Below are 13,680 nucleotides of genomic sequence, written 5' to 3'. Positions count from 1 at the left end.
GTAGAATGTGTGGAATTGCGGGTGCTTTAAATTGTTCAAAAATTTCTTTAGATGAAGTGTATGGATTAATGCAGCATCGCGGACCTGATGATAAGGGAATGTTTTACGATTCCACACAAGGCGGTTTGTTACAGCTTTTTCACGCGCGTCTTAGCATTCAAGATTTAAGTGCTTTAGCGCACCAACCGATGGTTTATCAGGATCTGTCTCTGATATTCAATGGGGAGATTTATAATCATCTGACATTGCGCGAGGGTTTGGAGTTTGACTTTAAAACACATAGCGATACAGAGACGCTTCTTGCTTTATTTGCCAAGTTTGGAGAGGATTTTTTGGAGCATTTAAATCGGCTAGATGGAATGTTTGCGTTTGTGCTTTATGATAAAAAGAATCAAAAACTTTATTTTGCTCGGGATAGAATGGGCAAAAAGCCACTTTTTTGTTACAGGAAAGATTCTAAACTTGTTTTTGCGAGTGAATTAAATACGCTTTGTGGAATCCTCAAGCTTTTAAAATTGCCTTTAGAAATAGATTTTGATGCGATTAATTTTTATTTGCAAAGCGGTTTTTTCTATCAAGATGGCGCACCTTATCAAAATGTGTTTGCGATTCCAAATGCGCATTATGGCATCTTGGATTTGGATACTTTTTCTTTAACATTAAAACCTTATTTTAAGTTAGAATCCTGCTATAAAATGCCAAAAATAAACGATGAAAAAGAGGCGTTAGGTATTTGTGAGAATTTGCTTAAACAAAGTATTCAAATGCGTATAGAATCCTCTGATTTGGAAGTGGGGGCATTTTTAAGTGGCGGGATTGATAGCTCTCTCATCGTGGCTTTAGCTTCCCAAATGAAGCCCAATTTGCGCACTTTTACAATCAGTTTTGAAAAAACTGCATTGGACGAATCGTCTTTAGCGCAAAATACGGCAAGGAAGTTTGGCACTTCTCATCAAGTTTTAAGGATAAGCACGAATTTAACCCAAGATGTGCCAAAAATTTTACAAGCTTATGGGCGTCCATTCTTTGATAGTTCTGCGATTCCTAGTTTTTATGTGGCAAAAGCAGCAAGAGAGCATTTGAGTGTTGTCTTAAATGGAGATGGAGCAGATGAGTTGTTTGGTGGTTATAGGCGGTATGTTGGGCATTTGTTAATGCCTAAAGTTTTGCCTTTTGTTTTTGTTAAAAATTTTCTTCCAAACCCTCAATCCAAGCAATCTTTATATAATTATTTCTACCGACTTTTACAAATGGCTGGAGCGTATAAATGCGATGTGAGTGAATATTACTTGAGTGCAAGTACAGATATTTTTACAGGATTCTATTCTTTTAAAAGTGAATCTTTACGAGGATTTCAAACAGAGGTAAAAGCAGTTTTTGAGGGTGGATATTCTCCTCTTTCGCAAATGTTGCTCCTAGATTCTTCGCATTTGCTTTTGTGTGATTTGTTGCCCAAAATGGATATTGCTACAATGTCGCATTCTTTAGAGGCGCGTTCTCCCTTTTTGTCTAAAGGTTTAGTGGAGTTTGCACCAACTTTGGCGGATAATTTAAAAGTGCGCGGGAAAACAACTAAATATTTATTGAGGAAATTAGCGCAAAAATATTTAGCCAAAGAAGTTGTGAATGCTCCTAAAAGGGGCTTTGAAGTTCCTCTTAGTTCTTGGGTAGATGGGGAGCTTAAGGAGTGTATTTTAGATAGTTTGCAAAATCCTAAAATTTCTCACGAATTTTTGCCTAAAAGTTTGATAGAATCGCTTTGTAATGCGCCACAAATTTATCCTAGAGAAAAACGCGCAAAAATGCTGTGGAGCTTATTTGCTCTTGAAATATGGAATCAACATTTAAAGGAAAATCAATGGAATTAAAGAAAGAGGAATTAGAAAGATACCATCGCAATATTTTATTGAGCGGGATTGGAATAGAGGGACAAAAAAAGCTTAAATCTGCAAGTGTGCTTGTAGTCGGGGCTGGTGGGTTAGGTTCTAGTGTGCTTTATTATCTTGTGGCGGCTGGAGTGGGGAATCTTGGTATTTGCGATGGAGATGTTGTGGATTTAAGCAATCTTCAGAGACAGGTTTTGCACAATATGCAAGATTTAGGAAAAAACAAGGCAGATTCTGCATTTCAGAAGCTTACTGCATTGAATCCAAATTTAAATTTGCAAGTTTATAGAAATCGGTTGAATGCAGAGAATATTCAAGAGGTTATTAAGCCCTATGATTTGGTAGTAGAAGCCACAGACGCCTTTACCTCCAAGTTTCTTGTTAATGATGCGTGTATCTTGTCTAATAAGATTTTGGTGCGCGGAAGTGCCTTGCATTTTGGTGGTCAGGTAATGAGTGTGAAGCCAAGAATAAGCGCGTGTTATTCTTGTTTGTTTGATTCTCCGCCAACAACTGAAATGCCAACGGGTGCAAGTGTGGGGATTCTGGGTGCCACAGCTGGATTGTTTGGCATATTAGAAGCAGCAGAGGTTATTAAGATTATCACAGAAGTGGGTGAGCCTCTTTTTGATAAACTGCTTACTTGTGATATTCGCTCAATGGATTTTCGTAAAATTGCTATTAAGCGTAATCCAAATTGCCGAGTATGTGGAATAAATGGAATCAAGAAATTGGAGAGCGCTTTGTATGCATAGTGGTGCAATGGAATTTGTTTGGAATAAATCCTCACGAATAAAAGCTTAGCTTTAATTTAGCTAAATTTAAATAATTTTTTAGTAAAATAAACACCTTTTATTTTATCAAATTTCACACACGCTAATCCTAGTTTAGGTTGCGCAATGAATTTAAGCGTTTAAGGAGCGTGGAGGGAAAACCAAAACAAATAGGAGAATACTATGGTAACAATGAAAGATCTTTTGGAATGCGGTGTGCATTTTGGACACCAAACAAGACGATGGAATCCAAAAATGAAAAAATACATTTTTGGTGTGCGCAAGAATATTCATATCATTGATTTGCAAAAAACCTTGCGTTATTTTCGCTACACTTATAATATCGTGCGTGATGCAGCAGCAGAGGGTAAGACAATTATGTTTGTAGGGACGAAAAAACAAGCAAGTGAGACACTTAAAGCTTACGCGGATAGTGTGAATGCGCCTTATGTGAATTATCGTTGGCTTGGTGGAATGCTCACAAACTTTTCAACCATTAAAAAGTCCATTCGTAAGCTTGAAATCATTGAGGAAATGGAATCTAGCGGACAAATTGATTTGCTAACAAAAAAAGAAAAATTGATGATTCAGCGCAAAAAAGAGAAATTAACGCAATATCTTGGTGGTGTGCGTCATCTTAAGAAAGCTCCAGATATGATTTTTGTCATTGACGCGGCAAAAGAAAAAATCGCTGTGGCAGAGGCTAGAAGACTTGGAATCCCTGTGGTTGCGCCGTTGGATACAAACTGCGACCCCGATATGGTGGATTATCCAATTCCCGGAAACGATGATGCGATTCGTTCTATTCAACTATTCTGCAAGGAAATGGCAGAGGCTATTACAGAAGGACGCGCAATCGCAGGTGGTGAAGCACCGGTATCTGAAGTGGTAGAACCTGCGAGTGAAGAGGAGAAACAAGAAGTGCTTGAGGAAGCAATGAGCGAAGAAGATTTCGCCAAAAGTGTAGAAGCAGAATAAGGAGAGGCAATGGCAGAGATTAGCGCACAACTCGTAAAACAACTCCGCGATATGACAGATGCGGGAATGATGGATTGCAAAAAAGCCCTTGTAGAAGTGGGTGGCGATTTAGATAAAGCTGTAGAATACTTAAGAGAAAAAGGGCTTAGCAAAGCAGCAAAAAAGGCTGATAGAGTAGCAGCAGAGGGTGCAATTAGCCTTAAAGTTTCTCCTGATTTCAAAAAAGTGAGTATGGCAGAGATTAACTCCGAGACAGACTTTGTTGCTAAAAATGACGGCTTCAAAGAGCTAAGCGCAAAGACGATTGCATTGGTGCAGGATTCTGATGTTTCCAGTGCAGAGGAGCTTCACACTTTAACCCTTGAGGGAGCGACATTTGAGGAATACTTAAAGTCTCAAATTGCAAAAATTGGTGAGAATATTGTTGTGCGTAGAATCGCAAAGATTAAAGCACAAGGTAGTGGAATCGTGAATGGTTATGTGCATTCTAACGGGCGTGTGGGCGTGATTATTGCACTCAAATGCCAAAACGAAGCTAATGCAGCAAAATTAGCGGACTTTACAAAGAATCTTTGTATGCACGCAGCGGCAATGAAACCTCAAGTGATTTCTTATCATTCCTTTGATAGAGACTTCATTAAGAGTGAAAAAACAGCAATCATTGCGGAACTTGAAAAAGAAAATGAAGAGCTAAAAAGACTTGGAAAGCCTTTGCATAAGATTCCACAATACATTAGTCAGCTAGAGCTAACAGATGAGATTCTAGCAAAGCAAGAGGAAGCTTTGAAGGCAGAATTGAAAGCGCAAGGCAAACCCGAAGCGATTTGGGATAAGATTTTGCCCGGACAATTAGAGAGATTCAAAGCAGATTCTACAATTTTAGACCAAAGGCTTACGCTACTTGGACAATTCTTCGTAATGGACGACAAGAAAACAATCGCACAAGTTTTAGCGGATAAATCCAAAGAACTCGGAGATTCTATTGAAGTCGTGGAATATGTGCGCTTTGAGCTTGGCGAGGGAATCGAGAAACAAGCTTGTAGCTTTGCAGATGAAGTAGCGGCACAATTAGGCTAAGCTTATAATGCTTGTTGCCAAGAATTTATCCTTTGCGTATGACCGCCCAATTTTAGAAAATGTTTCTTTGGAATTAGGAGCTGGAGAAACACTTTCTATTATGGGTGTGAGCGGAAGTGGAAAAAGTACACTTCTGCATATTCTTTCTGGATTCCAAAAGCCCCAAAGTGGCGAAGTAATGATATTGGGTAATGATATTTATCGTTTGCCTGCAGATAAGCTTCTTGCATTAAGGCGCAATGATATTGGTATCATTTTTCAATCCCATTATTTGTTTTCCGGATTTAACGCACAAGAGAACTTAGAGGTTGCGTCCCTCTTGAGTGGCGAAAAAATAGACCACGAACTCTTAAGCTTGTTTGGAATCTTAGAGATTCTCCCTCAAAACATTGGCACATTAAGCGGAGGGCAGCAGCAGCGGCTTTCTATTGCTAGGATTCTCACTAAAAGACCCAAAATTATTTTTGCCGATGAGCCAACGGGGAATTTAGATAGAGAAACGGCTTTTAGTGTAATGGAACTTTTGTTTGATTATGCGAAATTAACACAATCCTTGCTTGTTTTTGCAACGCACGACCCGATTTTAGCTAAAAAGGCAATGTATGCTTACAGGCTTGAGAATGCCACATTAAAACGGGCTGATTAGGCTGCAATGGGATTTGCTCACAGAGATTCTTGATTAATGGAACTTCTAGCTTATTTGACAGAGGGTAATGTTGCAAACTTTTTGTTGCTACTCTTGCGTTTTGCGGGAATCATTGCGTTTTTTCCTTTTTTTGAAAACCAAATGATTAGCAATTCCATTAAGGGTGCGCTCATTTTTTGGCTTACGATTGTTTTTATCCCCCTCTTAGATGTTGTGCCACCTGCAAATTGGACAATTTTGCGCTTTATTGTTGCAGGACTTTCAGAAATTATGCTCGGATTCCTTGCTTCTATGGCATTGCAAATTGTCTTTGGTATGATTTCCTTTGGTGGGGAGTTGATTTCTTTTGCAATGGGATTGACGATTGCCAATGCGTATGACCCCATCACTGGTGCGCAAAAGCCTATCGTGGGGCAACTGCTTACACTTCTTGCTCTGCTCATTGCTTTGGGGCTTGATTATCACCATTTGTTCTTTTATTTTGTGGGAGAAAGTATCAAAGAGATTCCGCTTGGCGGGTTTATGTATTCGCAAAATTATATAGAATACATTGTCAAGTCTTTTGCGCACCTTTTTGTGATTGGGCTTACGATGTCTTTTCCTATTATCGCCTTAATTTTGTTAAGCGATATTATTTTTGGTATGATTATGAAAGCGCACCCGCAATTTAACCTGCTAGCCATTGGATTTCCTGTGAAAATTGCGGTGGCTTTTGCTGTTTTGATTGTTATTATTCCTGCAATCATCTTGCATTTTAAGCGCGAATTTTTAAGCGCATTTGACGCGCTAACGATTCTATTTCAAACTACTTTTTAGCTTTTTTTGAATCGGGGCAATGACAAAACGCTAACTGCTACGTTATTCCCCCTTGTGTCATTACAAGGAATGTGCAAAACGAAGGACGAAGCAGTCCATAATGCAAATTTGCCTTTAAAGCATATTCTTCCGTCATTGCGAGATTCTGCATTGGTAGAATCGTGGCAATCCATAATCTTGCATAAAATAAAAGCCAACTATTCCGTCATTGCGAGAAACACGCAGTATTTCGTGGTAATCTACAATTTTGGATTGCTTTAAGGATTCTACTGCTTTAAAGATTCCATTGTTAGCGTTTTTGGTTGCTTAGATTATGGATTGCTTCATTTTGCTACACTTCATTTGCAATGACTGCTGCGTCCTTAGTGCATTTAATCCATTGTTCAAAATGGAATCCCCAAAACAAAAGGTTGATTAATTTTTTCCTAAAATTTTAAGCATTATAATCGTTTTTTAAAATGAGAAAATTTAGGATTTTCTATGCAAAAAGTTACAACTTATCAAGGTTTTGCAAAGACGAAACTCATCATCATTTTAGCCTTTATGTCTAGTCTTGCTCCTTTGACTACGGATATGTATTTACCAGCACTTGGGGAGGTGCAGAAAAGCTTTGCAACCACGCCCTTTTATACGCAACTCTCTCTTGCCGTCTTTTTCATCGCTTTTGCGTTTGGGCAGTTAATTTATGGACCTTTAAGTGATGTTTATGGACGCAAAAAACCTCTTTATGTTGGAGTTACACTTTTTATTGTCGCAAGTATCGCGTGCATTAGTTTTGATTCCGTGGATAGTTTTATCTCTTGGCGTTTTTTACAGGCACTTGGCGGTTGTGCGGGAGTGGTGATTGCGCGTGCAATTATCAATGATAATTTTGAGCTTAAAGAAGCCGCGAGTGCCTTTGCGTTAATGATGGTTGTTTCTAGTTTAGCACCGATGTTAGCCCCTGTATTTGGGGGATTTTTGCTAGATTATTTTCCGTGGCAAAGCATTTTTGTAACGCTTTTTGCGCTTGGGATTCTGCTTTTAATTTTTATCATCTTTGGGATTAAAGAGCAAAAATCCGCACAGAGTGTGAAACCAAACTTTAAAGCCATTATGCTAAATTATTTTCATATCTTGCAAGACCGCAGATTTCGCATTTATGTCTTATCTTTTAGCTTTGTTATGGCAACGATTTTTGCCTATATTACAGGCTCATCGTTTATTTTCCGAGAATATTTTGGTTTAAGCGAAAAAAACTATGGAATCCTTTTTGGTGTGAATGCCCTTAGTTTTATGATTTTTGCCAATATTAATGCAAGAATTGTGCGTAAATATTCGCCTTATGCGGTGTTGCCTTATGCGTTTGTTGTGATGCTTGGTATTGCTTTAGCATTGATTGTAGTGGGTTGGTTGGATTTGGGATTCTTGCCTTTTGAGATTCTTTTGTTTTTAATGCTTGGAATGAATGGTTTTATCGCACCCAATACGACAACTTTGGCAATGGCGCGTTTTAAGCAAATGTCTGGGAGTGCTTCAGCGGTTTTGGGAATGGTGCAATTTGTGTTTGCGGGGGCGATTTCCTTTATTGTGGGGGCTTTAGAGGCAAACACGCCTTTTCCTTTGGCTTTGATTATTGCGTGTTGTTTGCTTTTGGCTTGTGGAATCTACTTTTCACTCAATGCTAGAGAAGTACGCAGATATAAAAAGAAATTCTTAGGCTTTATTCTGCGAAAATAAGCTTTGAGATTCTTTTGTGATATAGTCTTGAATGCTTTGTTTGATTGCAGGGTTAATCTTGATTTCCAAATGTAAAATAGAAAGCGGTAGCCCAAATTCTTCAAGTTTGGTTGCATCTTTTGGCGTAACCAATAAGGAGGTTGCATTTAGCTTTGCGTATTCTTCTAAGATTGTGGTTTTATCAAAAAAGGAATGGTCTTTTAAGATAATTTTTCCTACCACATTGGGTAGATAATCGTCCAGTCGGGAAGGATTTGCGATTGCTGTGAGAAGCAACATTCTTTTTGTGGGAGAGAGTAGTTGCACTTTGCGCTCATAATCTATGCTTTCTTTGGCTAAAATATCCGCGCTTTTATAGGCACTTTTGCGTTCGCGATAGCCACCACTTGGGATACAAAAATCAAAGTAAGGTTCTAGCTTTGGTTGAAGCAAAATATTTAATTTTTTGAAATTAAAGCGGAATCCATCATCTAAAAAAATTACTTTAGCTCCTAATTCTTTAGCCTTTAAAATGGCTTGTTTGCGATTCTCACTCACGATAACGCTAGAATGATTTAAGGCTTTAGCGATCATAATTGCTTCATCTCCTGCGTTTTGCACATCGGCTTGAATATCGCCTTGAATGCTGACAATTTTTAATCCCTTGCTCTTGCGCCCAAAACCTCGTAAAATCACACAAGATTCTTGATAATCCTTTGCAATTTCTATAATAAAGGGAGACTTGCCACTACCACCTAAAACAAGGTTTCCTACGCTAATAATTGGAATCTCAAAATCATAAAAACGCGCAAATTTACGCTTTAAAGTAGCGATAGCACAATAAAGAACGCTAAAAGGCAAAAGGCAAAAGGCAAGGATTTTTTGTGGGGTGCTTGGTGCAAAAAAATATCGTTCAATCCCACGCATTAAACACGCTCACTCGCAAGACGCAAAACCTGTCTGCAAACATAGTCTATATCTTCCTTTTGCATTGCGCTATAAATTGGCAAACTTAAAATCTGCTGATAATTTTTGAGTGAAATAGGAAAATCGCTAATCTTGTATTTATATTTATTTTTATAGTAACTTAATAAATGCAATGGCACGAAATGCAATGCGCTTTCTATGCCGCACTCTTTTAGCTCACGAGCAAAATGATCGCGATTTTTATCTATTTTAATAATAAAATGAAAAAAGATATGCTCGGATTTAATGCTTGGCATAAAGAGATGAGGAGCATCAGATAATGTTTGAATGTAGTATTTAGCGATTTCTTGACGCTTTTTAATAATGCAATCAATCCGTTTTAATTGACTTAAGCAGAGTGCCGTATCAAGAAAGCTGATGTTGTATTTGTTTCCAATCCCAACTACATCATAAAGATATTGTGGGCGTGTGCTAGTAATTTTTTCGCTTACGATTCCGTGATAACGCAATAGTATTGCTTGTGAGGCGAGTTTTTCATCTTGTGTTGTGAGCATACCCGCTTGTGCAACTGGGTTTGCAGAATCTAACACAATACTAAAAATAGTCGCAAAGCTATAACGAGAACCTATTTTAAAACCATTTTGGGTTAATCCCAATGCCATTGTGGCATCTTCAATGATTTTAATATTATAATGTTCTGCAAGTTGGTAAAAAGGCTCTATATCACAAGCTTGTCCCGCAGTGTGGCTCACAATAATGGCGCGCAATTTTTTATTCCCAACTTTTTCCAAAGTTTCTTTGCATTTTTGTAGAGAAATCAAAAAGGTATCCTCTTCAATATCTACAAAAATAGGTTCTGCATCAAAATGCCGAATCATCTCTGGAAAACTAGGATGGCAATTTACGGGACACAAGATTTTATCACCACGTTTTAAATCCATTGCAAACAGGCATAAATGAAAAGCCGCTGTTCCACTAACTGCAGCAATGGCGTATGGAACGCCTATGTATTGTTTAAATTCTTTTTCAAGCTCTAAAACGATATTATGGCTTGGGTTTTCTAACACATTTAAAATTGCTTGTTTCTCTACTTCTGTAATGTCTGGAATAAAATAGGGGATATTTCGCATAGTTTTTCCTTATATTTGAGCAATTTCTGGCATTTTGCGCTTAAATCCAAAACGCAAAATTCTATCTTTAACTAACTTTAATGCGTCTTTGGGTAGCTTTTGTTGTAGAATCTCCTCTTCATCTACATTTCTCTCTAATAGTAACATAATTTTATCCAACACTTCATAAGAGAATCCCAACTCTTGTTCATCGGTTTGTCCCTCGTATAAATCTGCACTTGGTGCTTTTTCTATAATATTTTTTGGGATTTTTAAGCAGTGCGCTAGTCCATAGATTTCTGTTTTATAAAGATTGCCAATTGGATTGATTGCACAGGCTAAATCGCCATAAATTGTGCCGTAACCAAGCAAGATTTCACTTTTGTTGCTTGTCCCAATTACTAAAGCATTATTGGCAAAAGCATAATCGTATAAATATACCATTCGCAGTCTTGCGCAAAGGTTTCCTAATCGTAAGGGCGTGGAATCTAATCCTTGCAAAGTAGATTCAAAGGCGTTTTGAAGTTGATTGAGAGGGAGAATTTGATAAGAGATTCCAAACTTTTGACACAACTCCAATGAATGGGTTAAACTTGTTTTAGAGGATTGTTTAGAGGGCATTAAAAGTGCTTGATGACTTTTAGGAAAAGCAAGTTGGCAAAGACGCGCAACGACCGCAGAATCAATCCCGCCACTTAACCCAAATACAACAGAATCAAAGCCCTTTTCTTGAACTCTTGCGATAAGAAATTGGATAAGGTTTTGCTTGATTGCCTCAAAATCTCTCATTTTAAATTGCCTTTATTTTGGATAATGTTTATTTTTGGATTTAAAAATAAATATAAAATTTTCATCAAACCTATATTATATCTCATTTTTTAGATATAATATAGGTTTTAATTTTGCTTAAAGGAGAAAAATATGAAAAAGTTTCTTGCACTTTCACTTGTGCTAAGTGGCTCACTTTTTGCGGCTAATAATTTGTTTGAAATTACACCACAGGTTGGTGGCACTTTCCATATTGATAATGACCGCTATAAAGATAGTGCAGAATTAAGTTATGGCTTAAAATTTGCTAGTCGTATTGCGCCAAGTGTGCTTGCAGAGATTGGTTATGATCGCGCAGATAGCGCAAAAGGTAGCGAAAGAAATCAATCTACAGATATTAATCGTTATTATATGAATCTCGTTAAAGAGTTTGATGTATGGGACAAAACTTCCCTCTATGTTTTGGGAGGTCTTGGGTATGAGGATTTAAGTAGCAATTTCCAGAATATGGACAGCGACTTTTTTGGGCAATATGGTGTGGGATTACGACACGAAGTTGCGCAATACCTTCATTTAAAAACAGAAATTCGCCATTTGGCTAGTTTTGATGGACGCAGTGATGTGATTGCAATGGTTGGATTTACGATTCCATTTGGAGTTTATGCACAAGCAGAAACACCAGCACCAACTCCAGAACCAGCATTATCTCACATTCATACATTCTCTGTTCAATTCCCATTTGATTCTACAAATATTGCACCAGAGTATAATGCAGAGATTGCAGATTTTGCAGAGTATATGAAGCAAAATCCAAATCAAACAGCAATTATTAATGGGCATACGGATTCCACAGGAAATCCAGCTTATAATCAAAAATTATCTGAACGTCGCGCAACAGCAGTTAAGAATAAAATCATAGAAGAGGGAATTGCTGCTGATAGATTAGATGCTAGAGGTTATGGCGAGACAAAACCAATCGCAGATAATGCCACAAAAGAGGGCAGAAAGCAAAACAGAAGAGTTGAGGCAGAAGTCTATACTAAATAAAGTTTAAGGGGATTTTAGGGTTGAGACCTGTTATCAAACACGATATTGCTGTTTATGCACCAGATGTGTGCTTAGAAATGAAGGAAGCCAAAGAAATTTGTGGAGTGCTTATTTCCAATAGCGCAACGATTCGTTCGCTTGCGCTAAAGGCTGTTTATTTTTCATTTGAGCATATCGCGCAGTTTGATGAAGGAGCCACAATTCTTGTCGCTAAAGCCTTGCTTGCAATGCAGAATAAAGTCAGTATTGCAGTGGCGTTTGTAGGCTATAATGATGCGCAGTTTCCTAAATTGAAATCTTTGTTTCCAAACAAGAGTTTGCCACTCTTTCGCACTGAACATATGGCAAATCTTTTACTTGGACTAAAAATTCCTCCATTGAATCAGAGTATCATCTATTACGATGTTGATGGTATGATGCAAACACTTATTTCGCGTGAGCTTACCGCTAAAGGGTATGATGTTATTTGTGTTAATAGTGATGAAGAATTTATGGATAAACGGCGTCAATATCTTGACAAAGCCATTTATTTGTATGATATTTATTTTGATGTAACCAATAACTTTATTCCTATTACTATCAAGAATGGAATCGTAACTTACACACTCTATAAAAAAGCGGATAAAAATATTTCATTATTTTTTAATATCCAAGCGCATAATGCGCGTTTAAGAGATGGTTATAAAGTATTTATTTTTGATGCAAGTGATACAAAAGACTTCAATGTGGCAGTGATTGACTTTATTATGTCTTTGGCACTGAATAATGCAAAATTTGAAGCTTGTATTGCAATTTGTGGGTTAAAAGTTCCTTTAGACCACAGCAAACAAGAGCTTTGTGCGCGTAGTAATATTTTGTTTTTTGAGAGTGTGGATAAATGCACTAATGATCCAAAAATTAAAGAGTTCGCTAAAGCCCACCAGTCTGCTACAAAGAAAACCCAAGGATTAACCAAGCATTTGGTGGCTCAATTACCCGTTTTTGTTAATGCAGCAATTGAAACATTGTCTTCTTTAACAGGTGGCGAAGCAAAGCGCACGGATTATAAAGTAACAAAATATAATAAAAGCAATCAAGCGGATATTATGGCGGCAATGATTGCTTTTGAGGGCGATGTGAATGGAATCGTAGCTTTGTGTTTTAGCAAAGCAATCGTGAAAGAGGCAAGTATGATGCTTTTGGGTGAAGAATCCCAAAGTGATGAAGAGTTGTTGGATGTAATCTCGGAATTTACAAACATTATCGCAGGTCGCTCTAAAGCAGTTCTTGCTGAACACGATATTTCCATTGGAATCTCCTTGCCAAAAGCCTTTAGAAACGAAGATGAGATTGAACAAATGTTATCTGGGAAACAAGGTGTGCAAATCAATTTGCTTTTAAACAATAAATCCTTAGTCTTATTTTTGGCACATTAATAAAATATTTTTATGGAATCTTAAAGGTTGTCATTAGTTTTTTTATGGTTCTAGTGTGAGTGTGCTCCATTTTTGCGTAAGCTTTTGCTTTCCTCTTAAAATATCCCATAGCATTTTTTTCTTTGTTTTGCTGTGAATTGCAGATGTACGGACAAACGAACCGGTAAGAAAACTAATGCAAATAGCAATTTCTCTTTTGCAGCATTCTTGGAAAGTTTCTTTATCAAAATTTTCACTCTCTCCACCCCAAAAGATTAATTTCCTACCCAAATAATCTATGTTGTGTTGCAAATAGAACGCTAGATTTGATGCGATTCCACTGCCTTTTTCGTGAAATGCTTGTAGATTGCAATTTCCAAAAATGCAAAAAGGAGAATCCAAATTATTTTTGACAATATAAGGCTTTTTGTCTTTAAGAATAGTTTGCTTTGCTGTTTCTTTTAAGGCTTGTAGATTCTCGTTGGGAGCGAAATCACTCGTTTCTTTAATATGGTCCGCAACTGCTTGAGCAACAATTCTAGCACCCTCTTGCGAAATATT

14 protein-coding genes are annotated in these 13,680 nt (G+C 37.5%); 10 read left to right on the top strand and 4 right to left on the bottom strand.

What is annotated here, in order from left to right; genetic code table 11:
- The first annotated feature begins 5 nt into the window (after window positions 1-5).
- The 8 genes from asnB to BS85_RS0108500 all read left to right on the top strand — a co-directional run bounded on the left by asnB (window position 6) and on the right by BS85_RS0108500 (window position 7,895).
- Window positions 6-1,868 (top strand): asparagine synthase (glutamine-hydrolyzing), encoded by a 1,863-nt coding sequence (asnB, locus tag BS85_RS0108530; RefSeq protein ID WP_026944417.1) that lies wholly within the window; start codon window positions 6-8, stop codon window positions 1,866-1,868.
- Window positions 1,859-2,641: a HesA/MoeB/ThiF family protein gene (locus tag BS85_RS0108525; RefSeq protein ID WP_026944416.1), complete on the top strand. Its 783-nt coding sequence runs from the start codon at window positions 1,859-1,861 to the stop codon at window positions 2,639-2,641. Before asnB ends, BS85_RS0108525 begins: the two co-directional genes overlap by 10 nt.
- A 201-nt stretch (window positions 2,642-2,842) precedes the next feature.
- Window positions 2,843-3,637 carry a 30S ribosomal protein S2 gene (rpsB, locus tag BS85_RS0108520; protein WP_026944415.1) on the top strand — a complete coding sequence of 265 codons (795 nt, stop codon included), beginning with the start codon at window positions 2,843-2,845 and terminating at the stop codon, window positions 3,635-3,637.
- 9 nt (window positions 3,638-3,646) lie between these two features.
- Window positions 3,647-4,714, top strand: coding sequence for a translation elongation factor Ts (tsf, locus tag BS85_RS0108515; protein WP_026944414.1), 1,068 nt, complete (start codon window positions 3,647-3,649; stop codon window positions 4,712-4,714).
- A gap of 7 nt (window positions 4,715-4,721) precedes the next feature.
- Window positions 4,722-5,360, top strand: coding sequence for an ABC transporter ATP-binding protein (locus BS85_RS0108510; protein ID WP_211246909.1), 639 nt, complete (start codon window positions 4,722-4,724; stop codon window positions 5,358-5,360).
- Between the two features lie 36 nt (window positions 5,361-5,396).
- Window positions 5,397-6,176: a flagellar biosynthetic protein FliR gene (gene fliR / locus BS85_RS0108505; protein ID WP_026944412.1), complete on the top strand. Its 780-nt coding sequence runs from the start codon at window positions 5,397-5,399 to the stop codon at window positions 6,174-6,176.
- Window positions 6,177-6,182: 6 nt separating this feature from the next.
- Window positions 6,183-6,437 carry a hypothetical protein gene (locus BS85_RS11615; RefSeq protein WP_169734704.1) on the top strand — a complete coding sequence of 85 codons (255 nt, stop codon included), beginning with the start codon at window positions 6,183-6,185 and terminating at the stop codon, window positions 6,435-6,437.
- 219 nt (window positions 6,438-6,656) lie between these two features.
- A complete protein-coding gene (locus BS85_RS0108500; RefSeq protein WP_026944411.1) occupies window positions 6,657-7,895 on the top strand; it encodes a multidrug effflux MFS transporter in 1,239 nt (412 codons plus the stop codon).
- On the opposite strand, the gene BS85_RS0108495 is transcribed toward BS85_RS0108500, so the two are convergent.
- The 3 genes from BS85_RS0108495 to BS85_RS0108485 are packed head-to-tail and all read right to left on the bottom strand — an operon-like array spanning window position 7,872 to window position 10,699.
- Window positions 7,872-8,801, bottom strand: a complete 930-nt coding sequence (locus BS85_RS0108495; protein WP_026944410.1) for a tetraacyldisaccharide 4'-kinase — start codon at window positions 8,799-8,801, stop codon at window positions 7,872-7,874. The genes BS85_RS0108500 and BS85_RS0108495 overlap by 24 nt on opposite strands.
- Window positions 8,801-9,931 carry a DegT/DnrJ/EryC1/StrS family aminotransferase gene (locus tag BS85_RS0108490; RefSeq protein WP_026944409.1) on the bottom strand — a complete coding sequence of 377 codons (1,131 nt, stop codon included), beginning with the start codon at window positions 9,929-9,931 and terminating at the stop codon, window positions 8,801-8,803. The genes BS85_RS0108495 and BS85_RS0108490 overlap by 1 nt, the downstream gene beginning before the upstream one ends.
- A 9-nt stretch (window positions 9,932-9,940) precedes the next feature.
- Window positions 9,941-10,699 (bottom strand): NAD+ synthase, encoded by a 759-nt coding sequence (locus BS85_RS0108485; RefSeq protein WP_026944408.1) that lies wholly within the window; start codon window positions 10,697-10,699, stop codon window positions 9,941-9,943.
- Between the two features lie 132 nt (window positions 10,700-10,831).
- On the opposite strand from BS85_RS0108485, the gene BS85_RS0108480 reads away from it, so the two are divergent.
- Window positions 10,832-11,725, top strand: coding sequence for an OmpA family protein (locus BS85_RS0108480; RefSeq protein WP_026944407.1), 894 nt, complete (start codon window positions 10,832-10,834; stop codon window positions 11,723-11,725).
- 20 nt (window positions 11,726-11,745) lie between these two features.
- Window positions 11,746-13,140 carry a chemotaxis protein CheX gene (locus BS85_RS0108475; protein WP_026944406.1) on the top strand — a complete coding sequence of 465 codons (1,395 nt, stop codon included), beginning with the start codon at window positions 11,746-11,748 and terminating at the stop codon, window positions 13,138-13,140.
- Between the two features lie 42 nt (window positions 13,141-13,182).
- Here the strand turns inward: BS85_RS0108475 and BS85_RS0108470 are convergent, their stop codons facing one another.
- Window positions 13,183-13,431 (bottom strand): hypothetical protein, encoded by a 249-nt coding sequence (locus BS85_RS0108470; protein WP_156938115.1) that lies wholly within the window; start codon window positions 13,429-13,431, stop codon window positions 13,183-13,185.
- Window positions 13,432-13,680: the final 249 nt, after the last annotated feature.

Origin of the sequence: Helicobacter rodentium ATCC 700285, assembly GCF_000687535.1 — a bacterium.
Lineage (GTDB): Bacteria > Campylobacterota > Campylobacteria > Campylobacterales > Helicobacteraceae > Helicobacter_D > Helicobacter_D rodentium.
The sequence above is the reverse complement of the archived record's forward strand: the minus strand, read 5'-3'. Positions and strand labels throughout refer to the sequence as shown.